At 51.3% G+C, this 22,441-nt stretch carries 27 protein-coding genes; 1 reads left to right on the plus strand and 26 read right to left on the minus strand.

Features of this window, described 5'->3' with window-relative positions; genetic code table 11:
* Positions 1-77 precede the first annotated feature (77 nt).
* From CE636_RS01960 to CE636_RS02045, 18 genes are all read right to left on the minus strand, one after another.
* Entirely contained in the window at positions 78-611 is a 534-nt protein-coding gene (locus tag CE636_RS01960) for a conjugal transfer protein TraS (RefSeq protein WP_014343486.1), read from the minus strand.
* 2 nt (positions 612-613) lie between these two features.
* Positions 614-3,463: a conjugal transfer mating-pair stabilization protein TraG gene (traG, locus tag CE636_RS01965; RefSeq protein ID WP_013609534.1), complete on the minus strand. Its 2,850-nt coding sequence runs from the start codon at positions 3,461-3,463 to the stop codon at positions 614-616.
* On the minus strand, positions 3,463-4,842 hold the full coding sequence (gene traH / locus CE636_RS01970; RefSeq protein ID WP_014343487.1) for a conjugal transfer pilus assembly protein TraH: 1,380 nt from the start codon (positions 4,840-4,842) through the stop codon (positions 3,463-3,465). Before traH ends, traG begins: the two co-directional genes overlap by 1 nt.
* Positions 4,820-5,263 carry an F-type conjugal transfer protein TrbF gene (trbF, locus tag CE636_RS01975; RefSeq protein ID WP_013023828.1) on the minus strand — a complete coding sequence of 148 codons (444 nt, stop codon included), beginning with the start codon at positions 5,261-5,263 and terminating at the stop codon, positions 4,820-4,822. The genes traH and trbF overlap by 23 nt, the downstream gene beginning before the upstream one ends.
* A gap of 45 nt (positions 5,264-5,308) precedes the next feature.
* Positions 5,309-5,866, minus strand: coding sequence for a type-F conjugative transfer system pilin assembly thiol-disulfide isomerase TrbB (trbB, locus tag CE636_RS01980; RefSeq protein WP_013214031.1), 558 nt, complete (start codon positions 5,864-5,866; stop codon positions 5,309-5,311).
* Complete coding sequence (gene traQ, locus CE636_RS01985; RefSeq protein WP_004144400.1) at positions 5,838-6,077, minus strand: type-F conjugative transfer system pilin chaperone TraQ; 240 nt, start codon at positions 6,075-6,077, stop codon at positions 5,838-5,840. The genes trbB and traQ overlap by 29 nt, the downstream gene beginning before the upstream one ends.
* A gap of 10 nt (positions 6,078-6,087) precedes the next feature.
* Positions 6,088-6,840, minus strand: a complete 753-nt coding sequence (gene traF / locus CE636_RS01990) for a type-F conjugative transfer system pilin assembly protein TraF (RefSeq protein ID WP_004152677.1) — start codon at positions 6,838-6,840, stop codon at positions 6,088-6,090.
* A 20-nt stretch (positions 6,841-6,860) separates the two neighbouring features.
* Positions 6,861-7,187 carry a hypothetical protein gene (locus CE636_RS01995; protein WP_004152676.1) on the minus strand — a complete coding sequence of 109 codons (327 nt, stop codon included), beginning with the start codon at positions 7,185-7,187 and terminating at the stop codon, positions 6,861-6,863.
* A 12-nt stretch (positions 7,188-7,199) separates the two neighbouring features.
* A complete protein-coding gene (locus CE636_RS02000) occupies positions 7,200-7,448 on the minus strand; it encodes a hypothetical protein (RefSeq protein ID WP_004152675.1) in 249 nt (82 codons plus the stop codon).
* Positions 7,426-7,680, minus strand: coding sequence for a conjugal transfer protein TrbE (locus CE636_RS02005; protein WP_004152674.1), 255 nt, complete (start codon positions 7,678-7,680; stop codon positions 7,426-7,428). The genes CE636_RS02000 and CE636_RS02005 overlap by 23 nt, the downstream gene beginning before the upstream one ends.
* Before the next feature lie 31 nt (positions 7,681-7,711).
* On the minus strand, positions 7,712-9,667 hold the full coding sequence (traN, locus tag CE636_RS02010) for a type-F conjugative transfer system mating-pair stabilization protein TraN (RefSeq protein ID WP_017900857.1): 1,956 nt from the start codon (positions 9,665-9,667) through the stop codon (positions 7,712-7,714).
* 58 nt (positions 9,668-9,725) lie between these two features.
* Positions 9,726-10,364, minus strand: coding sequence for a type-F conjugative transfer system pilin assembly protein TrbC (gene trbC, locus CE636_RS02015; RefSeq protein ID WP_011977786.1), 639 nt, complete (start codon positions 10,362-10,364; stop codon positions 9,726-9,728).
* Positions 10,365-10,376: 12 nt separating this feature from the next.
* A complete protein-coding gene (traU, locus tag CE636_RS02020) occupies positions 10,377-11,366 on the minus strand; it encodes a conjugal transfer pilus assembly protein TraU (RefSeq protein ID WP_009309872.1) in 990 nt (329 codons plus the stop codon).
* Entirely contained in the window at positions 11,363-11,752 is a 390-nt protein-coding gene (locus tag CE636_RS02025; protein ID WP_004194992.1) for a hypothetical protein, read from the minus strand. Before CE636_RS02025 ends, traU begins: the two co-directional genes overlap by 4 nt.
* A 41-nt stretch (positions 11,753-11,793) precedes the next feature.
* Positions 11,794-12,420, minus strand: a complete 627-nt coding sequence (traW, locus tag CE636_RS02030) for a type-F conjugative transfer system protein TraW (protein ID WP_009309871.1) — start codon at positions 12,418-12,420, stop codon at positions 11,794-11,796.
* On the minus strand, positions 12,420-12,809 hold the full coding sequence (gene trbI, locus CE636_RS02035; protein ID WP_004197815.1) for a type-F conjugative transfer system protein TrbI: 390 nt from the start codon (positions 12,807-12,809) through the stop codon (positions 12,420-12,422). The genes traW and trbI overlap by 1 nt, the downstream gene beginning before the upstream one ends.
* Positions 12,809-15,448 (minus strand): type IV secretion system protein TraC, encoded by a 2,640-nt coding sequence (gene traC, locus CE636_RS02040; protein WP_013023824.1) that lies wholly within the window; start codon positions 15,446-15,448, stop codon positions 12,809-12,811. The genes trbI and traC overlap by 1 nt, the downstream gene beginning before the upstream one ends.
* A gap of 71 nt (positions 15,449-15,519) precedes the next feature.
* Entirely contained in the window at positions 15,520-15,918 is a 399-nt protein-coding gene (locus tag CE636_RS02045) for a hypothetical protein (protein WP_013609531.1), read from the minus strand.
* 209 nt (positions 15,919-16,127) lie between these two features.
* On the opposite strand from CE636_RS02045, the gene CE636_RS02050 reads away from it, so the two are divergent.
* Positions 16,128-17,096, plus strand: a complete 969-nt coding sequence (locus CE636_RS02050) for an IS5-like element IS903B family transposase (RefSeq protein WP_077256550.1) — start codon at positions 16,128-16,130, stop codon at positions 17,094-17,096.
* 263 nt (positions 17,097-17,359) lie between these two features.
* Here CE636_RS02050 and CE636_RS02055 read toward each other — a convergent pair whose 3' ends face one another.
* From CE636_RS02055 to traE, 8 genes are all read right to left on the minus strand, one after another.
* Positions 17,360-17,764, minus strand: coding sequence for a hypothetical protein (locus CE636_RS02055; protein ID WP_004197817.1), 405 nt, complete (start codon positions 17,762-17,764; stop codon positions 17,360-17,362).
* 66 nt (positions 17,765-17,830) lie between these two features.
* Complete coding sequence (locus CE636_RS02060; RefSeq protein ID WP_015344986.1) at positions 17,831-18,142, minus strand: hypothetical protein; 312 nt, start codon at positions 18,140-18,142, stop codon at positions 17,831-17,833.
* A complete protein-coding gene (locus tag CE636_RS02065) occupies positions 18,143-18,361 on the minus strand; it encodes a hypothetical protein (RefSeq protein ID WP_015344987.1) in 219 nt (72 codons plus the stop codon).
* Between the two features lie 105 nt (positions 18,362-18,466).
* A complete protein-coding gene (locus CE636_RS02070) occupies positions 18,467-18,877 on the minus strand; it encodes a hypothetical protein (protein WP_009309869.1) in 411 nt (136 codons plus the stop codon).
* 131 nt (positions 18,878-19,008) lie between these two features.
* Complete coding sequence (gene traV, locus CE636_RS02075; protein WP_013023822.1) at positions 19,009-19,593, minus strand: type IV conjugative transfer system lipoprotein TraV; 585 nt, start codon at positions 19,591-19,593, stop codon at positions 19,009-19,011.
* A 113-nt stretch (positions 19,594-19,706) separates the two neighbouring features.
* Positions 19,707-21,131: an F-type conjugal transfer pilus assembly protein TraB gene (traB, locus tag CE636_RS02080; RefSeq protein WP_004194260.1), complete on the minus strand. Its 1,425-nt coding sequence runs from the start codon at positions 21,129-21,131 to the stop codon at positions 19,707-19,709.
* Positions 21,131-21,871: a type-F conjugative transfer system secretin TraK gene (traK, locus tag CE636_RS02085; protein ID WP_013023821.1), complete on the minus strand. Its 741-nt coding sequence runs from the start codon at positions 21,869-21,871 to the stop codon at positions 21,131-21,133. Before traK ends, traB begins: the two co-directional genes overlap by 1 nt.
* Complete coding sequence (gene traE / locus CE636_RS02090) at positions 21,858-22,424, minus strand: type IV conjugative transfer system protein TraE (RefSeq protein WP_004144423.1); 567 nt, start codon at positions 22,422-22,424, stop codon at positions 21,858-21,860. The genes traK and traE overlap by 14 nt, the downstream gene beginning before the upstream one ends.
* Positions 22,425-22,441 lie beyond the last annotated feature (17 nt).

The following is a 22,441-nucleotide window of genomic DNA, read 5'->3' on the forward strand; positions in this document are numbered from 1 at the left end:
AGTCTAAGAAACCAATAATAACAAAGGAAACTTTTAGGCTGTTAACAAACCACCATAATTGATAGGTTGCCTCTGGATCATCCCCCCCCCAACTTTTCTGCTCTGAAAGAGTTTATCGCAGATGAGAGTACCGAAAGTTGATATCGTCCAAAATCAATATTCATAACAAACCATACAAAAATCGTCGCAATAAGAATCATGAACGAAAAAGGAAATGGAGAGGCATAATACACTCTATTAAATAGTGCAAGCGCTAGAATTAAAGCCATATACACAAGTGCATAGACCATAACTTTTCTAGATATAAACCGATATACCTGCGAGCGCATTCTATAGGTTCTGGGAACAGATAAAAAAAGTGAACGCGCACTTGCCACACCAAGCAGAACAATAAGACTTATAACACCGGGGAACACCAACACCCAAAATATGAACTTAACAGACAAATACCCGCCCCCTACACTAATTAGGGCGCAAATCATATTCCAGGCGGCAACAATTACTCCAGGCCATAGACATGACCAAAAAGATGGTATCTCCATTTCACCTCGTGAAAACACATTTTTCAGCTCATCTACTTCTTCAATGAGGATTTTATTGGTCATCATCATTTTCATCTTTTCCCATCAAGAAAATCCTTTTGCGTTTTCGCCGCTTTTTCCTCTAACTCAGCCTGAGAGTCAGCTCCAGGTAAAGAATTTACCTTACTCTTTCTTTCATTATAATCACCTTTAAACTCATTTGCTTTAGTTTTATGGTTCTTTTCCATTTCAGCATTTTCACTTTTCACCTCTGCGCCTTGCCGTTGTATGTTTTCGCGGGTTTCCTGATGCTGTTGTTTATTCTCTGTAATCATCCTATCCACCTTCTGACCCACGTTATCCTTAATACCCGCATCTTGTGTCATAACATCGATACGACGAGAATTTTGTCCGTAGTCGGCCATTACCGAACCATTGTCACCACCACCTGACACCCCAGCCATATTCTGTCCGATGCTTTCACGCCCCTGTTGATACGCAGCATCAACCCTGGGTTCTACCTGCTCTTTGACGAATTCACGCGCCAGGGCTTCACGCTGCGCCGCAATTTCAGGAGAACTGGTATTGGTCAGAATGGCTTCGGCATCCTGTGGAGCACGATGCTGAACAAAGTTCGCAAACTGCTGAGTCAGGTTTTCGTTCATCTGGCCAGTCATGCTCTCTGTGCGTGATGCCATCTCACTGTACTCATGGCTGCGTGTCCGGCTGCTTGTATACTGGTCATAGCTGTTTTTGGCACTGGAGAGTGACGCGGCAAACTGGTCAACACGCGAGCTGGCATTATTATCGGTAATATTGCCCGATGTGGTGGTTTTGCGGCTGGTAAAGTAATCGGATGCTTCCTTAAAGTCTTTGGCCGCCTGACTGCTGGTATCATGTCGGCTGTCATTCGATTCCCTACCGGAAGTTCCAACGTTATCTGTATTACCTGAGCTGTGTCCCCAGCCTGCACTTCCTTTACCACCAACTTCAGCAGAAAAACCACTGCCCCACTTTCCTAACTTGCCAAACAGCTGATCCCCAGAACTCCATTTACCAGATACATGTGCATCAAATGATTGAGTTCTTTTCGATGAATCATCCATCAACTGCTGGAAAGACTCCTCATTACTGATGTTGTTGGCTTTCGCATTAGCAACAACCGCATTCCACATCTTGCTTCTGGCCATCGAATCCTGCGAAGACTCGGTAGTATCGGCCCCTGTCGTTGTTGATGTGCTGTTCCCTTTATTGGTGCCAAATTGCTGCAGACTATTCCAGGCACTTGTCACGCTGCTGTTATAGCCATGCAGCGCGCTTTCGGCCTGGACATCAGCCTCACGGGCCATCTGTTGCTGCGCACTGGCTATCTGACGACCGACGTTGATATCCACCGGCAGTTTTGACATTGCACCACCACTGTCCCAGACCATCGATCCATCCCGCGTCTGCGTGCTCATACCCCCATTCGCCAGCTGCCGCGACATCTGTCCGAAACTGGTTGTACTGTTGGTACCCCAGCTGTAGCCGCTGACGTTCTCCATCTGCATGTTGGCGAAAGAGTAATTCCCGTCCACCACGCCGGAGGCCGCCTGCGATGTTGCACTGAGCCCCGAAGAAGAAAAATGGCTGTAGGCACTGGAGAAAGCGGCCCCCATGCTCTTCACGATCCCCCACGACAAGGGCGGTATCATCACGGCAATATAACCCGCGGTGGTCGCAATATCCGAGTTTTTGAGCTGAACCTGCGACAACTCAGAGAGAACAACCGGCACGCCATTTTGCTTCGCATAGTAGGCCATCGCGCTGTTCAGGATGGCGAACAGTAATGGCCACGTCTGCAGCCAGATAAGCGCAAACACATACCCTTTAAGCACCTGCAGCGTCATCATGTTAAACATGGCAGCCATCACCATGATCGGGAACATCCCAATCATTAAACCCATAATGACGGTCTGCATCAGTGGAAGTGCGCGAAGCGCCTGGTGCCCCATTGTGGCCTGTGCCAGCCGCTGCTTTTCAAGGGATGATGTGTTAGCCATATTGACCAGACTGGCGGTGTCCCCGCTGCGGGCCGCATAACTCTGGATCCCACTGCGCAGGGCGTTCATCGTGACGTTCTGGCGGATAATCTGCCCGGCGCTCTGTCCCGAGCTGTAGAAGTAATTGTAGCTGTCGCCAATCATCTGGCTGAAAAGCAGATCGGGATTAGGTTTGCCGCCAAACAGCTGACGAACATAGTAGTTCCAGGTTTTCCCGCCTGTCTGAGTATCAAGCGCAAGAGCCGATTTCAGATCCCGTGAGGCCTCTTCGCATGTCTGGAACTGGTTGTTTTTATCAAACACGCCACGCAGTGGGCTTGGGTTTGCAAAAATCAGGGTATACGGATCAGGTGAATTCAGTAATTCTTCAAAAGAGTACTTATGATTGAGGAAAATATCGCCCATCACACAGTTTTGTACGTAATCGGAAAACAGCGTCGTAATCTGAGGATTTTGTGACAAAAAATCCGTACTTTTCGCGACCAGATTACTGCCAAATAACATCCCCGTTTTACTGTACGTGACGCTGTCCGGCAGCGCGAAGACCATCTCATAACTCTGGATAAGCGCGTTTCCCACCCTCGTTGTCAGCGACGCAGGAATGGCAAGACCAATAGGAACATTATCGACTTCATAGACCTGCGCAACGTTACTGTAATCGATGATCTGCACAGGGGTACGAATGACAACCAGCATAGAGACCAGGGTGAGGGAAAAGACCCAGCCAATAAGGTCCATTACGTTGTGTTTTTTTACCCAGTTCCCCGCCACAATGAGTACCGAGATGGCGATACACATCTTTTCTATAGTCGACCATGTGCTGGTCCCCATAAACGCCGCAATCGCGTTCAGGTTGCCCCGTAACCAGTCGCCGCCAGCAATGGCATATATCTCAAGCATTACAGATTCCCCCCAAAATGATAGTTATTCTGGTAGCGGGTCATCATGCGGGCAGAGACCTGCTGGCGCATGTAACTCATTTGTCTGTCAACCACAAGCAAGGCGTCCTGCTGGACCTGAACACGGGACTGGAAAGCGGCAATCTGCACACTCGCCTGGTTGAGATTTTCCATGATCATATCCATTGTCGACTGGGGATAATTACCGGTTGAGATCATCGCCCGGGCCTGCTGGATAAGTTCCTGAATGTACTGCAGCAGGATGTCGTAGCCGATATAGTCCGTCAGCTGGTAAATAAGTGAGTTAGACACCCCGAGCATCTGCGGATCGACCAGGTATTTGAACACCGGAATGGTGGTGCTGGAGATAAACCCTTTCTCCTGCTCTGTCAGTTTTTCATCAGCCACCGCTTTATTCTGGATACTGCTCAACAAAGCGCGAATCTGATTTTTGAGCGCCTTATTGGCGGTGATGGTTACGGTCGCATCAGCAACGACCTTGAGACATTTATCCGAGTCATTGCAGTGGTAGATTTTAGCTGTGCCGCCCTCCATCATGGCTTTAATCAGATCCTGGTCAGTGGTGCGTGCCGGCAACGGGGTGATCTCACTGTTCTCACCAAAAATCAGCGTACCGGTCAGGGTCATCACAAACTCTTTCAGCTCCTTATTGCCATCAAAGAGCCGGTTCTTCGATAAGGCATTCCACATGATGTTAATGTTCTTCATCACACGTTCTTTGTCTTTATCGCTGGCCTTATCCTGGACGCTGTCCATCTTGCCGCCCACCGTACAACCCTGGCGCGAGGCGGCCCAGTCCGAAAAGATATTGCTTTCACCGGCAATGTCCTGGCAGACCTTTTGTTGAGCGACCTGGGTACGAGGAAACAGGCCACCCACAATTCCCTGAGCAGCCTGGCAGGAACTGAGGTTCATGCTGTTCATGTCAGTGGCCATCTTTTGAAGGAAGTCCTTTGCGGTTTTGATCTCCGGAACCGTGGTCTGCAGGGCAAGGTCAAAGAAGTAACCCGCGGCGTTGGACATAATTTGTTTGCCAAAGCGCTGCAGCTGCTCGCTGTTGATAAAGGAGAACGACCCCAGGTACGCATCGATGCCGCCGCAGCCGGCGTTAATATCCGGCAGGGTCATGCTGACCAGCTGGATCGTTTTCACCTGCGTTCTGGCATACAGCGAACCGCCAGAGGCATAACCCGCCGCCTGCCCCTGCCAGACCTGTGGCTGGCTGGTATTGGACGCAAACCCGAGCTTATTGAAGAAGTTATTCATGTCGCCATTCACGTCGGCGGCGGCGCTAAATGACAGGCCAAGCGCGGCACCGCAGAAAAGTGACAGAAGTTTAATTCGCATCCTGTCCTCCATTACGCACAGCATTCTTTTTAACTCTGTCATTTCTCAGAATAAAAAGGGTCTTAAGGTGATAACTGAAAAAATTGCGGATTGCTAATGTCACTCCGGCAACAAAGAACCCCACCCCAACAGCGATCAGCGCATAAGGGATGGCGTACATCATAATATTCCACAGGTCTTTTACTCGCAGGTCACCGCTGGCTATCCAGTCATCCACGCAGAGATTAAATAAAAATCTCATTATCCATAACAGCAGAGCACCTGCAGTGAGAAACACAATGAATAATTCCAGATAGATTTCCAGACGCCTTTCCCGGTGGATAAATTCCGGCTTCAGTTGTTCTATTCTTTCTGCTGCTGTCTGCCCGGAGTCCTTTAAACTGGCTGGAAATAAAAACGCATACAGTCCCGTCGAACGTATATATTTGTTCATGGCTATTTTCCTTAATCACTTGCTAAGACCGGATATAACAGAGACTCAGTGCATCATCTGAAATACCGTATCCACTCTGGCCATAAAGCCCTGTGCATCCGTGGCGCCCTGCAGGATCGGGTACGCTGCCAGCGTGTTTACGTTCACCAGAAACGTAGTCGGCGTGGCCACCGGGATATTGGGGAAAAAGGTCTGCATCACGTCAGGAGGCGCCGGCAGCGCTTCCGGAAACGCGTCATCACCCTGTCCGTCAATGGTGTAAGAGAACACGGAGAAGCCATACTGTCCGGCCAGCTGCTTCAGCACCGGGTCAAACTTATGACAGTAGGGACAGTGTCCCTGCATGAACAGCACCACTTTCCAGTCGCGCAGGTCCACCTGCTTTCCGTTGCTGAGTCGTAACCAGCGTGGCTGAGATGCCCCGCTCACCGCCTGGGGAGTGTCGCTCTGCGGGGAGGCCGTTTCAGTACCGGAGATACCCCGCGGATCCCAGAGCGACTTCACCTCATCGAGCGTTCCCGCATGTGCCACCCCGGCCAGTGCAAGGGAAAGAGCCAGTGCCGCCAGCGGCGTCTTAGCGAGGTTCATCAGGCTGTTTTTCACAGGCTTTCTCCTCTTTTTCGGCTTCAGCAATCAGGGCGTTTAGAATGCGGTATCCCCCGAACACCACCATACCCAGCCCGAAGATTTCCCCGGCCTGGACGGCCAGCTCAGGCTGTTTTCTGACAAGCCGGGCTATCAGGTGGAAAAACACGCCCACGGCCAGCACCCACATCCCGGTGATATCTAAATCCGGAAAACGAATATTTCGCATGACACACTCCTTAGAAATTCGGTTTAAAGTCGCTGGAGACATAGAGGAACTGTTTCGCCAGGTCGTCCTGACTGATAAAGCCGTAACTGAGAGGCTTCACCTGGCCACTTTTCGGGTTAACCAGCATCATCGCGGGGAAGAACTTCACGCCAAGCTGCTCTGCCTGGCCCTGGTCCGTCCGGCTGTCGGGAAGCATGGGGTTAATCACTCCGTCAACCGACACCGGTATCACGCTCAGGCCATAGGTTTCGCGAAAATTTTTAATCACCTGGACCAGCTGGCCATCGATCGCTTCCCGGCCCCGGTAGAAGAACATCACGCCGTAGTGCTGTGCGAGGGTGGAGATAGCCTGTCGCTGTTCGGCATAGTCGGCAGCGAGCTGGTTTTTTACCGTGCCGTTGTAGTGGCTGTACTGCAGGTTGTAATCGAGTTCGGGGTTTTCCAGCATGGCTTTCTTCGCACTCATCGAGAACAAACCTGCCTGCTGCGTCCAGTAGTTCTGCAGCCGGAAATACTTCACGAAGTTTTCAGACGATGGATACAGAATGGCTTCGTACAACGACCGTTTGGTGGCCGCCTGGAGTGTGGCGAGTTTCTCCAGAATATCCATTTGCGGCGGTGGTGCCGCTGGTACGGCTTTCCTGTCCTCATCACGGGGCTTCAGTTTCTCGTTGTACCACTGCCAGCCCGCGTCTTTGGCGAAAGCCGGCATCAGGGCGCAGCAAAGGCACCCCGCCAGCATGGCGGCATGTATTGTTCGCATGGCAAATACCCTTTTATGAATTAATGCGACTGGCGTGACAGATGCTGATAGACACTGTATTTATCGAGCTGGCGCTGTACCTTTCCTGCATCATCACGGGCTTCAAAGCGATAACCGCTGCAGTACAGAGGCAGATAATTTATCTGAAGGTCCACCCGCTCCCCGTCCCTGATCACCCACGCGGCCTGAGAAACAGTGTCGCACTGGATCCCCCAGGCCCGGTTGGTTGTCATAAATGCGTTAACCTGCCTGTCCCGCCACAGGCTGTACGACATAATGCTGACCAGGAGAAAGACAAACACCCCGACAAACACCATGACCAGCCCGTATGCTTTTTTCTCTTCCATTGACTCTCCTGGTCACATAATAAGGAATAGCGGCATGCTCAGTACTGAAGATATAAAAGCCTGCCGGTCCGCTGGCAGTTTCTGGAAAGCAGGTGAGTACTGAGCGGCCATCTGAACCAGTTCGGACGAGTTAATCAGGAACCTGTCTGTATGCAGAGAGATATCCGCAAGAACAGCCAGCACCATAACATGATGCTCCTGGGGTAAATTCTCTTCATTCAGAATGTCTATAAATTTCTCAATCGTGATATATCGATTCATCTTTGCTTTTCCTTGCATTTATAACTTTCTCCAGGACTGAGAAAAACAAATAACACACAGACATGGCAAACCCAGCCATAAGAATAAAGACCACACTTTCGACATAATCACTTCCCGACGTCCCTTTGACGGCATCCCAGGAGAAATAAATCACCGGAGAAATAATGATTATTGTTAGCGTTAATCTCAGGACAAAATCAATAACAGGCTTTTTGTGAAAACTCATTTTCATGATTATCGGTCTCTTTATTAGGCAGCATGGTTTATTGCGCGGATTGCTGACTCATGATTTCCTTAATTCGTTCTCTGGTCTTATTGGTGAGCACATCGTTTTCCGGTATTTTTTGATTTTTCATCAGGTCGTCCATAAAGTTGGTGAAATCCAGCTTGTTAAAATCAATCCCCTGGAGTTCCACGACGGTAATGCCCCGACAGTCAGGACTGCTGGCGCCGCCAAAACCGATATGCAGCTGACCGTTTCTTCCCTGCTGCTGAACGATCTGCGCCAGTTTTGAGTCGAACTGGCAATAGCTCCTTTTTTTCTCCAGGCAAATCCCCAGAACCTTTTTAGAGCAGAATTCCCCTATACTGACCGTCAGCTTGTCTTTTTTCGCTTTGGCCAGCGCCTTTTCCTCGCTGCTGCAGCGTGCCAGCCCCACATCCTGGCCCCAGCCGCTGTCTTTGCAGCAGTTACTGAAGCCGGCAGCAAACTTCTTACAGAACTTCGCTTTTCCGGTGAATGCCCGGACATCCACCCCGTTCAGTGCCGCGACGTCCTTCCCCGCGGCAGCCAGTGCCGCCAGCTCAGACACCGCCTGCCCAAAGTCGTTGCTCTTCCCGGACGTGGCTTTGTCACATTCACCATCAAGGCAGAAGACATCACCGCCGCAGATCATTTGCTTGCCACTCGTCCTGGTTTCGCAGGAATACGTTGCATATTCATGCAGGCACGTGCCTTCCTCGCTGGAGAAGGCGCACTGGCGGGATGACAGAGTACAGGCCGTATTTTTCATCAGGCTTTCACAGGAGCCGTTGTCCGCCGGCTGCGTGAGCCAGGTATCCTTATATTTCCAGCAGGCCTCCGTGAACGAGTAATCCCTGCCTCCGAGGGTGATGGTTCGCGTTCCTCCCGGACTGATACATTCCTCGCCCGTTTTTTTTCCTTCATCCTTACTGAACGGACAGCTTTCAACCCAGACGACTTCAGGTGCATAGACGGTTTCGGTTTCTTCCATCACCAGGGTGACCGTGACCTGTACGGGTTTCTGGCTGGCCGATGATACGGTCCGTGATGTTTTGCTTACTGAAAAGTTCTGCCCAGCAGTGACCGCTTTGTCCACACCAAACGACTGATGAATCTTCCCCTTCCCGTCATAGGTATATTTCGTACAATGCGTGTTCTGACCGCCTGAACACATCGATTCTGAACGTGGCCAGTTGATCACATCAATGGGGAACGTTCGTTCAAAGAGGGTCAGGCTTTCACTCACTGCACTCTTGCAGCTATCCCGCACCTTCCCTTCGGAATCGCATTCTTCAATCCAGGGGATCACCAGAGGCTCACCATCCACCGAGGCATTCAGCAGACGACCGTTGGTCGGGATCGTCAGGTTGCCACTCCATTGCCGGGTACTCCGGGCATAATTCAGCGTCACCACCTGCTGATAGGTTCGGTTAACTTTCTGTGTGGTGGCGTTATCCTTCAGGGTCGCTTCCCGTGTGCAAAAATTTTCCACCTGCAGATCACGTTCGCAGGTATGGTTTGTGAACTCACTGCGGTTCACAACCTGGGCGGTACAGGACTGTCCGGTATCGCCGACAATGCTGTCGGCACGGGATTCTGTATCCTTTGCGGCCTGAATAAACGGCGCATCCTGAGATATCTGATCCGGTGGCCGGTTCGTGAACGACTCCGTAATCGCTTTGCCGGTATCTCCCTGGCTGAACTCCAGGGCTGAATCGCTTTTCAGAGAGCTGTCTCCGCTGGCAGTGACGCCGCCATAGTATTTTGTCTGATCAGGGCTGTCGGTATACCCCGGCAGGTTTTGCTCACCACTGAAATTTTTCAGTGAGTTCAGACCATTGCCCTGCACCTGTTTCGCAAAATCCGAACCAGCTTTATAGTCGCTTCCACTGTCAGCACAGGCTGGGGATGCCAGCCAGATAAAGGCGCTCAGGACAAAAAAATGCGCAGTCAGCACGGAAATAACCGTCTTCATTTCTGCCCTCCCTCATCCCTCACCATTTCCGGTAACGCTATGAAGTACGGTCTGTCTTTCATGGCTGGCTCCCGGCGGCATTCGAGGGCGCATCAAGTATTTGCCGGGCCACCTGTGCGCAGTCACCGGTTTGTGCCACTTTCTCCAGCGCCTGTTTGACGTGAATGTTACCGCGTACCACGTCATATCCGGCCTGACACCGTACCACCAGAGACGGCACACTCCGGATGCTGTACTGCGTGTACAGTGTCGGGTCGATCTGCACGCCGTCGGTCACGCCATCCTTCACCAGCTGCAGCACCGCGTCAGTGGTGGTCTTCATGTCGTTATTGACGAGCCCACGCAGTGTCGCCGGAATGCCGTACTGCCGGGTTTCGTGCAGCATCCGCTTCAGCCCCTCTTCAGGTATCGAGAAGGAGACAAAGTACAGCGCCCCTTCTGCTGGCTTTTCCTGATTCGCCGCTTTCTGCTGGCTGACCAGATTATCGATAAACTGGCGGTCTGATTTGGGCAGAGGATTACGGTTGATTTGCGCCTCAAGCTCCTGCTGCAGCTGTTTATCCGGATGCTGGCGCAGCTGTTCGCTGAGGGTCTCCTGCTGCTTCAGCCATTCTCTGTCTGTAACAGAGGAGGTTTCAGCCAACACCGCTCGTCCGGTCAGCAAAAGCATGACCATAAACAGATTCATTAATTTCATGAGAGACTCCTGTCAGAGAAAGACACAATTGCGTTTACGCCACATCAGATAGCCATAGTTCTTACGGGTGTTGGGTGGATTTTTACCGGCCTCCCAGCGCATCACGCTGCGCCCCACGGGATGGCATTGGCCGCTGTCCGGGTACATGTTCACCATCTGATAGCGCCAGCGCTCTTTGGGGATGATCGGGGACGGATACTCATAGCAGACCGCCTTGTCCTTCCCGATGCTCTCCATAATTTGTCCCTGCCGGTGAAGCTTGTACGCCATGCGCTCGCTGACAAGTAACGAGGACTGCAGCGGACTGGACTCGTTGCTTACCCAGCCGCTAAACGGGTACATCGAACCCTGAGAGCCGGCACACCAGAACAGAATATCGAGTGGCATATGAAACGCGCTGGCCATAGCGTCAGCCGCGCACGCCCCCTGTGCGATGGGGTTGGCAAACAGGATGGCTTCCGGATTCAGAATAGTGGTGAGGCTGCTGTCCACCCAGGTCGGGTCAATCTCGGACAGATAGGCTATATCCATGTCTCCGCCTTCCAGACAGCCTGCGGAGGTGATGATGTTCAGCCAGTAGGTCAGCGGGTACTTGTACCAGTGAACGTGATAAAAAGCGCCGTTCACCTGCTTGTCGTCCTTTCTCGCGGTCCCCATACCGGTCTTGCCGAGATTGATACTGAAGCCCCCCAGATTGACCATACAGCCAGGCGAACGGCTGACGTCCGTCATGGCCATCGGCTCCCAGTACCCGATGGCCAGGCCGGGGCGAACAAAAATCGGTGGCGGCGCCGGACACAGCTGCAGGGGACTACCCGGATTGCTGGTATCAGGCAGATCGCCTTTACCAACCTGCACGCTGCCGAGTGATAAAGGAAATATGCAGCGCCAGCACACATCGGTGATCGGGTTGACGAATCGACCTTCACACGACGGATCTGCATGTACCTGAGGGACTAACGAAAAAAACAGGAGGATAAACAAAAATGATATTTTTCTCATTGATTATCCCTTCCCCTGTATTTTTCCCAGATGTTGTTTACACCATCGATTATTTCTTTCTGCTTTTTTAAATCCTGTCCCTTAGCGAAATCCTTCAGCACGTTGGAAATAAACTCCAGTCTGTAAACCTTCCGCCAGAACGAGTCCTCATCATGTGGTTTTAAAAGAAAAAGCTCATCCAAATCCTTTTCCATATCGCTGATGAGATGACTTGCTTTGCCTTCAACATACCGACAATACCGACTATTCTGTAATTCATAATCGTCAATTTTTTCTTTCAGAAGCCTTTCACATTCACGTCGGTGGTTAATTTCTTTATTTTGTCGAACCACCGTAAGCCACTGAACAACAATTAATGCTGCGAGAGTAATCTCAGTAATAGTCATATAATCACCTGACAAATAATCGTAATTCGGAATCGTACGGGTCAACGGACGGGAAACACCTCAATATTCAGCCGTTCACCGGAGGGCGCCGGCGTGATCCGCGCCGGGACCGCCGTCAGGCCAAATCGCTTGCTCAGTACGCCGTTCTGGTCGAAATAGATCCGGCTGTCCAGCGCTGCGGAGGTGTCCGGGATACTGCCACGCACCAGGATAATTTTGCTCATCAGGGTTTCCGGCACCTGACGCTTCATCCAGGCCAGCTGGTCGGCATCGTCTCCATTGATGAAGTACAGGGTCTGGACAAACGGTACGGTTTTAAGCGGGTTCACCACATCGCCCTTGCGGGCAAACACCCGCCCCTCATTGTCCTTCAGGTCTTCGGTCAGGCGGATGCTGGGATCAAACCAGCGCTGCTCGTATTTCTCCGCACGCTTAATGCCCTCCACCGGTGCCGGGCGCTGACTGTTCTCGATAACCCGCTGCTTAAACGCATCCATCGTCTGGTCCCACTGGCCAGAGGATTGCAGTGACTGCAGACGCTGCGTGATGAGCTGCAGCATGTCCTGCTCCCGGACGGGCCATAAATCCCCCCAGGTACCGAGATCAGCCGCCTGAGTCAGCGGCGATACCAGGCAGGCGGCGAGCAGACAGTCTTTCAGTCGTATCATTACTGTTCTCCTTTCATCCGGCGGGCAATGTCGTGCTGGATGTTGCGGGTCACATCGGGCGCGCCCTGAACCACGGCAGGTGAAACCAGAATGACCACATGATGCTGCTGCTGATACTCCGCCAGACTCTTCTCCAGCGCGTCGTTAAACCGGTCAGAGAGCGCTTTTGACTGCGCTTCTGTCAGCTGCTTCTGACTGACACTGTCCATAAAGCTGTCGAGCGTCTTCTTCATATCAAAAGCCACCACCCGCGGTGTGGAGTACTCCAGAACCACGCGTGAGAGAAACGCGCTGGTTGCCAGGGCGAAAAGCACGAGAGCAACGATGACAGGTATCCGGCGAAAGGTATGAGAGTTCGTACTGACCGGCTGTTCGGTGTTGTTTTTCATCACTGTTTATCCTCCATGTCATTCACCGGTATTCGGGATTCAAGCTCTGCCATTTCGTCTTTAAAGTTGCGACACGCGAGGCCGTACACCGCATCGTGGATATCGACCCCCTCTTCCCGGCGCGCTTTCATGTACTCAAAATCCGGGCCTTTTGAGGAGTACATCGCCCGGCTGAGCGGGTCGACGAACAGGCGGTGCCAGGAGCAGTTCGCTTCCACCTGCAGCATAAAAGAGCTGAACCACTGCTCTTTGGCCGAACCGAAGCCGTTAATCATGTCTTTCTCCAGCTTGCTGAACTGATCCGGGTACAGCTGGTTATACTTGGCAAATTCCTTCGCTGACTGTTTCAGAATGGCCTTGTATGACGAGTTCCCCCAGGCAGCGCGTGCAGCGCTCGATGCGGTCGGGGAGTCGAAGTCCACGATATTTTGCGTGATGGTGATGTATGCGCCGGTATGTCGACGCGCGGTACGGTAGCCTTTCTCGATGAACTGACCCACTTTTTCATTTTTGAAATCAAGGAGCTTCCAGCCTTCATCGATGACGTTCAGTTTTTTCAGGCCACGCGGTGACTGATACATCCTGTTCTCGATGTAAATAATCAATGAGAACATCACAGCGATAAGCAGAGATGGCCGCGACTCCAGGCCACCGAGCTCCAGTACCACCATCCGGGCATCTTCGTGGAGTGTTGGTGTATCTGAGTTGAAATAGTCCCCGTAGATCCCATTTACCGTGTACTGATCGAGCAGGATTATCATCTCGTCCAGACGGCCCCGGATTGTTGGGGAATCAGCATATTCATCGCTGTCCTTCGCGTCCTGTAAAAACTGCACTACGTCATCAACGCGTGCATGATTACGCTTGCTTAACCAGGCCGCCTGCACTGCCTGCAGAAGCAGGCCTTCATGGACTTCATCGAGGTTGCCGTTCGGACTGGCCATGACAGACATCTGATCGCGTATACGTTCTGCTGACATGTCGAAGTGAGCATCATCCAGCACGTTGGCGAACGGGTTAAACTTGAGGGTATCGCCATCGAGGTATACGCCCCCCATGTTTTCACACAGGGACTTATAGCCATCGCCCATGTCGAACACCCAGGCAAACCCGCCGGAGTCGAGCACACTGCGAATGAGGGGCTGAATCAGACCGGTTTTACCCGCCCCGGACGTCCCGCAGACTGCCATGTTGAAATTGGTATTGTTCATTCCCTCGTAGAACAGGTCGATGAACGCCAGCTGATTTCGGTAGGTGGGCGCCAGGAGTCCCGCCGGCGCCAGCGGGCTGTCAGCGACGATCGGCAGGAGGTTAGCCACCTGGAACGTCTCCGCCCGCTTCACCACGCCTGCCGCCTGCAGCTCTTTAAACAGGCCCTCACCACACTTGAACGGCATCATGGCCAGAAAGTTACGCAGGTGATGGTAGCGGGCCGGGATCAGCTGGAAACCGCCTTTACGGTAGCTGTTGAGCACCTGCTGTTCAGCGGCGAGAGAGGCCTCTGTGCTGTCTGCGGTGTACGTGGTGATATTAAAGAAGTAGGACACCAGGGAGGTCTGGTTGGTCGCCAGTCGCTGGCGGATATCGCCCCACTCCTGCATTTCCTTTATCACGTTCGGAAAAAACTTCGCGTAGGAGGTTTTGCTTTTCTTCTCCACGTCCATGAATTTCATGTTGGCTTCATTCTGGGTCTTCACCTGGTCCTCCACCATCAGCGTCAGCGTAATGACAAAGGGGCAGGAAATGGAGAGCTCCGGGTTAAGCAGGTTGGCGTAGTTATCCGCGGAGGTCCAGAGGAAGGCCATTTCCGGATCACTCTCCAGATGGTAGCTCGTCACCCGGGTTACGCACTCTTTCCCGTCACGCCCCAGGCGGCCAATTTTCAGATGACCGGCGGTGACCTGCATATCAAAGCTGTCATCGACACACTGATAGTTCAGATCCTGATAGGGGTCCAGCTTATACGGTACGCGGTACATCTCGTGCGGGTCCGGGTTTATAAGCTCGCGCATCAGTTCGACCAGCCCGGCAGCATCAAGGATACGCGTCGGAATATAGGCACCGCCCAGTGACGCCCGCAGGATTTTAATCTGGTTCTCCATCTCCACAATTTGCGTGGTGGAGTTTTTCTTCCGGGGCACGCAGCAGGAGATGTACACGCGGTAGTTACGCAGCGTCAGGGGTAAATCCAGTGCAGGAGGCAGGGGGAACTTCGTCTCCGCTGCCCGGAGATAGTAGGCCTGGGTGATGGCGTTAAACTTCTTAGCCTGTTTACCGCTCCAGCGGAATTCACGCAGACCGTAGTCGATATCATTGCCGACCAGTTTGCTGGAGACCAGATGAAAACTGACCGGGACGCCCCGGGGAAGTTTGCTGCGCAGTAAATGCTCCAGTGTGGCGACGATACTTTTATCCGCACCGGGTAAAGGACGCGCCTCAAACATAAAACCGATGGTTTTGTTATTAATAAACAGCCCGGTCGCGGAATCATAATCCTTATAGGGCAAAATACGGCTGAACTGGGGGAAATTCATGCTGCCCAGCGTGTCATTGGCTTTCGCGGATTCGTCGGGCAGCTTCAGTGCTGATACCAGTGAATTCACTGCCTGGGTGACGGCATCGATGATGTTATTACTCATGCGGGCGTTCCTTTAAGAGCATTTCAAAATAACAAGGGTAATAAATGGCAAGAAGAATATTCATATCCGCACTAGAAACTCCTTCTTATAATGGAAAGCACTGGAATAAAAAACAATAAACACATGGAGGCAATAATCTGACCCATAAAGATCGAATCCAACAACACCTCCCCTTTCCACAGACAAACAAGCAGAGTGATAAATAAACAAACCACATGAAAGAAAACAATCAGGAACAGAATGTTCGCTGAGAACTCCCCATCACCAACTTCCACCTCTAAGCAAAAAAAATAAAATACACACAAACTACAGATAATATAGACACCTTCATGTCGAATACCCTGAAAGAAATCAGGAGAAAACTCTCCTGCCAGTCCATTGTAAGTCAGTCTGGCTCCCAGATAGATGAGCCAGTAGACTGGAGGTATAAACAAAAATCCGTACTTTCGAAGAAACAGCATCATATCCATCCCCTGATTATTTGCTCATAGCGTTCAGTGCGTTAAGTTTTTTTTCACGTACTGCTTTAATCTCTTCTTTATACTTGCATTCTGATGCCATCTTTTTTGCGTCACCGAAAGTTAATGGCTCTGACGAAGTGCCTGTGTTAGTTTGAATTGCTAAACGTAACGCCTCACCTGCACAAGGGCTTTGTTGAATAAATCGAACTTTTGCTGAGTTGAAGGATCAGATCACGCATCTTCCCGACAACGCAGACCGTTCCGTGGCAAAGCAAAAGTTCAAAATCTCCAACTGGCCCACCTACAATAAAGCCCTCATCAACCGTGGCTCCATAACTTTCTGGCTGGATGATGAAGCTATTCAGGCCTGGTATGAGTCAGCAACACCTTCTTCACGAGGCAGACCTCAGCGCTATTCTGACCTTGCCATCACGACTGTGCTGGTCATTAAACGCGTATTCAGGCTGACCCTGCGCGCTGCGCAGGGCTTTATTGATTCCATTTTTTCTCTGATGAACGTTCCGCTACGCTGCCCGGATTACAGCTGTGTCAGCAGGCGGGCAAAGTCGGTTAATGTCAGTTTCAAAACGCCCACCCGGGGTGAAATCGCACACCTGGTAATTGATTCCACCGGGCTGAAGGTCTTCGGTGAAGGCGAGTGGAAAGTCAAAAAGCATGGCCAGGAACGCCGTCGTATCTGGCGTAAGCTGCATCTCGCCGTTGACAGTAAAACACATGAAATCATCTGCGCTGACCTGTCGCTGAACAATGTGACGGACTCAGAGGCCTTCCCCGGGTTAATCCGGCAAACCCACCGGAAAATCAGGTCAGCCGCCGCCGATGGCGCTTACGATACCCGGCTATGTCACGATGAACTGCGGCGTAAGAAAATCAGCGCGCTTATCCCTCCCCGAAAAGGTGCGGGTTACTGGCCCGGTGAATATGCAGACCGTAACCGTGCAGTGGCTAATCAGCGAATGACCGGGAGTAATGCGCGGTGGAAATGGACAACAGATTACAACCGTCGCTCGATAGCGGAAACGGCGATGTACCGGGTAAAACAGCTGTTCGGGGGTTCACTGACGCTGCGTGACTACGATGGTCAGGTTGCGGAGGCTATGGCCCTGGTACGAGCGCTGAACAAAATGACGAAAGCAGGTATGCCTGAAAGCGTGCGTATTGCCTGAAAACACAACCCGCTACGGGGGAGACTTACCCGAAATCTGATTTATTCAACAAAGCCCTGCACAAGGTGTCTAATGAATAATACTTTGCAGTTGTTCTGGAGTAGCGGGCTGCATATCGCGAGAATCTTCAATATACTGCACAAAGAATACCCAGTTAACACAATTAAAAAAAGAATAATCAAAAAACCAAATTGCTGGCCAATTTCTTGCTGTCTTTCCATTGTTCCATCCCTACCGGTCAATCCAGTTTGTTAATCAGCATTTCATTTTGAGTTAGCTTTATATAATTCCCACTGATGGATATAGGAATAATACTGCCCACCAGGCACATTAATGATGATGCCATCACAGTCCAGTTTATTAACAGGGCTGGTAAAAGCGCCTGTCGGCATGTTTACCTCAAGTGTCCGGCAGTCATCTTTCCAGTGTCTACCTGCTTCAAGTTCATCCATCGAAAATGAGTGAATGGAGATAACGAACATTCCGGAAAACCCAACCACCGCTATAAGCGCACAGTATATGAATGTATCGCCTCTGTTAACTCGAAGATTGAATTTTTCAGGGATGGCAACCATTGCCAGCGCACCGACCACACCAATAACAAAAAGAATCAGGCATATACCGTTAAGCCATGCAACGTTATGTCCAAGTATATAGTACGCTTTCACTTTCTTATTCCTTATGCTGCATACTTTCAAATAACGTGAGATTGTTAATACTGACCATCGGTCTTACTATTCACCTGCCCCCATCCGTTCAAAGTAATAAATCAAGACATAAAACATATAAAAGATCACTGTGGCTGTAAAAAATCCCGTTATTACTGACAGCGTCAAATCAGGAGAACCGGCCCACATGTTTTTATCCATGAATACCATGAAAGAAAATAAAGCACTGAGACCTGTAAGTCCAAACAACATTAAAATACAGGAAAGCGAATCTCTTATAAAAACACCAATAATTACATAGCCGTAACCGCAGATAATGATTGCCATTGCAAAAAAAAGCCGAACAAAACCATCAAAACTTAACTGGTATTCAGCCATTTACTCACCCTCATTCAATGTTTCTATCACGCTGCTTAAAGGCTCGCGGGTTTTAATTTCAATGCACTCTCCTGTATTACTTCCGTAACCTCTGCCTCCACGTTCTTCGAGTACCCGTAGCATTTTTATGCAGACATCAGTATTAGGCATGGGAGTAACATCCCAAATCCCACCGCCACTACTCGGTGTCATCAGCACCAGAAAAATAAATGCATGCATAATTTATTGCCTTTATTTATATACTTGTCAGTAGAAAAAAGCAGGCTATATCCTGCCAATAAAAATAACAGCGCCATCTTCCATTTGAATAATTCATCCATAACGTTACTTACCTTCCGTGCGAAGTTTATTAACCTCTGTCTTATCCCTGTATTTCACATCCATATACCGTGTTACGCCATCCGGGCAAGACCAGGCATCTTTTGCTTTAGCCAGAAACCCTGCCTGCTGTGCTTCAAATGCGGAGACTCTGCAGTTTTTCAGGGTATAGATGACATTCTGTTTATTGGTTTGAATCTGTTTGTATGTTGACTCAGGCTCAATAAAGACAAACACTTCTGTTATCGCGACGACAATACACATTATCAGAATGATTGACTTACCCCACCAGGACACAAACAACCGCTGTAAAAAGAAAGACATAACTGCGGCAGTGCCAACAATCAGCATCAACATAAAAATATATGACGATTCCTCGCACAAAAGCATCCAGAGATATTTAATTGACTCAGTCACTTTCGAAATCCTTTCATTTTTCGTAATCAGTTTTAAGTTCACACGCTACCGCCCATCCCTTTCAACGCAGAGGGCACTCGTTATAATTCAGAAATGTAAACTTACTGCAGCGCCAGTAATGGCGCTGTGAATCAATTAAGGCGAGGTTGTCCCCACGCCGATGGTGTCACGACAAAAAGAACCGTTGCTGGCTGGTGATATACATCATCTGCATCCACATACGGCGCTATCCACAATGACGTTGTCTCCTCCCCTTTTCTTAATGGCCGGGGATAATTACCTGGCGGTGTTGACGGTGACGTAAACGTTGACGCCACTACTGGTAAAGACATTTTCACTACCGGCAAAGACTGGAGCCTTTTCTCGGTTTCGAAATATGTTGCCTCATTCTTTGCCGTTGGATTATTTAGGTACACTGCACGTGCTCGATCTTTCTCCGCGGCCACTCTGGCCTGGGTCAGGTTGGACTGTGGCGGCAACGGGTACGAATTCACTGACGTGGTTCTGAAATTACCCTCAGCCAGTTGTGGCAACCCGGCCGCAGCCGGCTTTGCATCACTGCGTTCCTCTTTCAGCTTCGCTTTTTCATTTGCCTGCTCCATCGTCATACAGGTATCCGACGTCGTGGCATTACATTGAAATTCAGTCTCTGTGCCCGCGCACCCGGTTAAGAGCAAAGCGCCGCCCAGAGGAATTAACAGCATTAATTCCTTCATGATATTTCTCGCTATTTATCGGTTATTTTTCAGGTTCATCCTGATTGGGTTATTTGCCTTAATTGCCCGGTGTAATTACCCTCAGCGCTGACAGGGCAGCCGTAATAAGAGACTTAGCCATTATTTTCCCCCTGCGGCGCTGCGCCCGGAGAGAACTCCCGCGGATCAAGTTTGCCCAGCTTCTTCAGCATCTCGTCAGTATTGAATCCGTTCATACCGCCGCCTGACTGATGATGGGCATCAGCCTGCGGTGCCGGCTCCGCCTCCTGATTCTGAGCCTGCTGTTGCCCGTTCTTTTCCGCTTCCAGCTCTTCAATCGTTTTCAGCTGGAATCCATCCTGGAACACGACGGTCACTTCGTTGCCGGCACCAATCGGAATGACCGGGTGATACTGCTCGGCCCTTTTGATGTAGTACTCGCTCAGCGTCTGCGCAGCTTTAGATGCACCACCGCCGACCCCCATTTTCAGAACGTCACCGGCGCCAACAGATGCGGTTGCCCCCAGGCCAACAGCCGGCTGTGAAGCCCGTTCCATGCCCTGACCAATCCCGTCAACAAAACCGGCCCCCCATGCCCAGCCGAGGATTTTTCCGTTACGCATCACCACCTCTCCCTTAACCCCGTTTTTCCCCATAAAGGAAACGTGGCCGTTAATGGGCTGATCGATGGTTTTATCACCTTTGATACAGCTGATATTGCGGGTACGGACAATGGCGCGTTCGCTGGAGACATCGCCCCAGGCTTCAAGGCCCACAAAACACCCTGTCAGGTCGTAGGTTTTGCTGTTTGGCATTTCCACGCGACCAGTGATACGCAACTGCATCGGTACAGTTGATTCATTCCCGGTAACAGACGCGTTGGCATCTGCCCCCTCGATAAGCATACTTTTTGCAAAGCTCCCCGACGGAATGTACGGCAATGACTTCGTTTTTTTTCCTTTGTCGTAACTGAACGTTTTACGCTGTATCTGGTTTGGTACCGGTACAGACTGGTAGCTGACCTGCGGCGGCGGTGTCATACCATTCCCCGGATAGAATGCCGTCGGAGGCGGTACCGCGGCGCCGGTTTGCGGCGGATAACTGGCTGGCTGCGGCTCCCCTTCCGGACCGGGTGGCGGTGACGGAGGAGTCGGCGCGGGCTCGCCACCAGAGACAGCCGGTTTCACGCCCAGCGCCTTCAGCTGAGTCTGCATGGCTTCATTGTCACTGCTGAGCTTGTCGATACGTATCTGGTCAGCGGTTCGCGCCTTACTCAGCAGGTCCACTTCCCCCTGCAGGGAGTCAAAACGCTTGTTGAGATCAGCGGCAGTCGCCTGCATTTCTGTTGTCGCGTGCTGCTCCACCTTACTGTTGAAGCTGCTGTCGACCACCCCGGTCATATCCGGTGCGGGTTCGCCCTGAGCCGGGGCTTCCTCATCAGAGCTCATGTTCAGATCTGACAGATACAGCCCGCCTCCGACTGCTGCCGCGCCGCCCGCCAGAATGAGTCCCAGCCAGATATATTGCTTACGTTTGATCAGCGTGTTGAAGTTGGCCATCAGCGCTTCACTCCTTCATCTGACGTCGTGACCCAGATCTGCATGCGACCACCGGCAGTCAGCAGGCCCGCCGGGGTACTGAACATGACGGCACGTGTTCCGGGCTGCCAGAAATCGCTTTCACGCACCATACGGGGCGACAGGGAGACGTTATCCAGACTGTAACGGACGACTTTCAGGTGGTGGCCGACCCAGACCCTGTCGGCAGTGGCGCGCAGACCAGCCGGCACCTGCAGCACTTCAGAGGTGACGGGGACAGACTGATACTCATCGGGTACGCTGCCCTGGCGCACGGCGCGATTAAGCGAAACCAGTAACGATTCATAGGGGTTCGACTCTTCCCAGGCTTTTGCCGGACCGGGGGTACCCGCCAGCTCGCTGACCAGCTGAATTGTCCGGCCTGAGCCCGCACGGGGCACGGCACGAATGGAGAAGTTCAGCCCGCGTTCGGTTTCCACAATGAAGGTGAATGGTTTTTTACTGACGGTCGCCAGAATGGCACCGCCGCTGTCGGTCTGCTCCTGGTTTGTCAGGCCACCGTCCAGGCTGTTTATCGCCGTGATGCGATCTCCAGGTACTGTGAACAGATTCGGGTCGGTGTTACTCACGGCAATATTTGCCTGACCACCATTGGTCAGGGGGACCACTGTCGGCGCCAGCGTACCGCTGAGGGTCGCGGACATCGCGGGGGCGGCCAACAGCAGACAGCCTGAAATAAATAACGGGTTAATTTTTTTCATTATTTATTTCTCCAAAACGCGCCAGCCAGCTGACACCATCGACACGACTGAACTGAATTACATAGCTTTTAATTTCACTGTAGGGTTTGGAATCCCCAATCCACGTTTTCAGCTCACCCCGGATATCCACGCGGTTCTCTGCCGGCCAGGCACGCATCGACGTCATATAAAAGGTGGAATTAACGTTATTGTCTTTAATGCGTTTCGCATCTTCAGCCAGCTGGACCTTGAGGCTGTTCTGCGAGGCGGGTAATACATACCGGAGTAGCTGCTGATGCTGGGCATCAACCGTTTCCGGCGTGACATTCAGACGCAGGGCAACAAAGGACAGGCCCAGCTGCTCAATATAAGAGGCGTCAGCCTGGTTCTGAGACACCGCAAAGGGTGCACGGAATAACATCGGTGTCACCGCCACTTTCTGTTCCGTCTGCAGACGGTAATTATTTATGCCCTGGATAATATTGGTCGCAAGACTGAGGGTCAGGAGTGTCCCCAGACTGATAAATCCCACAGCGATAACGCGGGTGGTATTTTGTCTGGCACCATGTTCCATATGTTATTTCCCCGTTG

It is taken from the genome of Klebsiella sp. LY, from assembly GCF_004010915.1.
In the GTDB taxonomy this organism is placed as follows: domain Bacteria; phylum Pseudomonadota; class Gammaproteobacteria; order Enterobacterales; family Enterobacteriaceae; genus Klebsiella; species Klebsiella quasipneumoniae.

Bases quoted from the DNA above. Each gene is read 5' to 3' on its own strand.
- CE636_RS01960 (WP_014343486.1), bottom strand. From the start codon at position 611: ATGATGATGACCAATAAAATCCTCATTGAAGAAGTAGATGAGCTGAAA.
- traG (WP_013609534.1), bottom strand. From the start codon at position 3,463: ATGCTTGAGATATATGCCATTGCTGGCGGCGACTGGTTACGGGGCAAC.
- traH (WP_014343487.1), bottom strand. From the start codon at position 4,842: ATGGAGGACAGGATGCGAATTAAACTTCTGTCACTTTTCTGCGGTGCC.
- trbF (WP_013023828.1), bottom strand. From the start codon at position 5,263: ATGAACAAATATATACGTTCGACGGGACTGTATGCGTTTTTATTTCCA.
- traQ (WP_004144400.1), bottom strand. From the start codon at position 6,077: ATGCGAAATATTCGTTTTCCGGATTTAGATATCACCGGGATGTGGGTG.
- traF (WP_004152677.1), bottom strand. From the start codon at position 6,840: ATGCGAACAATACATGCCGCCATGCTGGCGGGGTGCCTTTGCTGCGCC.
- CE636_RS01995 (WP_004152676.1), bottom strand. From the start codon at position 7,187: ATGGAAGAGAAAAAAGCATACGGGCTGGTCATGGTGTTTGTCGGGGTG.
- CE636_RS02000 (WP_004152675.1), bottom strand. From the start codon at position 7,448: ATGAATCGATATATCACGATTGAGAAATTTATAGACATTCTGAATGAA.
- CE636_RS02005 (WP_004152674.1), bottom strand. From the start codon at position 7,680: ATGAAAATGAGTTTTCACAAAAAGCCTGTTATTGATTTTGTCCTGAGA.
- traN (WP_017900857.1), bottom strand. From the start codon at position 9,667: ATGAAGACGGTTATTTCCGTGCTGACTGCGCATTTTTTTGTCCTGAGC.
- trbC (WP_011977786.1), bottom strand. From the start codon at position 10,364: ATGAAATTAATGAATCTGTTTATGGTCATGCTTTTGCTGACCGGACGA.
- traU (WP_009309872.1), bottom strand. From the start codon at position 11,366: ATGAGAAAAATATCATTTTTGTTTATCCTCCTGTTTTTTTCGTTAGTC.
- CE636_RS02025 (WP_004194992.1), bottom strand. From the start codon at position 11,752: ATGACTATTACTGAGATTACTCTCGCAGCATTAATTGTTGTTCAGTGG.
- traW (WP_009309871.1), bottom strand. From the start codon at position 12,420: ATGATACGACTGAAAGACTGTCTGCTCGCCGCCTGCCTGGTATCGCCG.
- trbI (WP_004197815.1), bottom strand. From the start codon at position 12,809: ATGAAAAACAACACCGAACAGCCGGTCAGTACGAACTCTCATACCTTT.
- traC (WP_013023824.1), bottom strand. From the start codon at position 15,448: ATGAGTAATAACATCATCGATGCCGTCACCCAGGCAGTGAATTCACTG.
- CE636_RS02045 (WP_013609531.1), bottom strand. From the start codon at position 15,918: ATGGATATGATGCTGTTTCTTCGAAAGTACGGATTTTTGTTTATACCT.
- CE636_RS02060 (WP_015344986.1), bottom strand. From the start codon at position 18,142: ATGGCTGAATACCAGTTAAGTTTTGATGGTTTTGTTCGGCTTTTTTTT.
- CE636_RS02065 (WP_015344987.1), bottom strand. From the start codon at position 18,361: ATGCATGCATTTATTTTTCTGGTGCTGATGACACCGAGTAGTGGCGGT.
- traV (WP_013023822.1), bottom strand. From the start codon at position 19,593: ATGAAGGAATTAATGCTGTTAATTCCTCTGGGCGGCGCTTTGCTCTTA.
- traB (WP_004194260.1), bottom strand. From the start codon at position 21,131: ATGGCCAACTTCAACACGCTGATCAAACGTAAGCAATATATCTGGCTG.
- traK (WP_013023821.1), bottom strand. From the start codon at position 21,871: ATGAAAAAAATTAACCCGTTATTTATTTCAGGCTGTCTGCTGTTGGCC.
- traE (WP_004144423.1), bottom strand. From the start codon at position 22,424: ATGGAACATGGTGCCAGACAAAATACCACCCGCGTTATCGCTGTGGGA.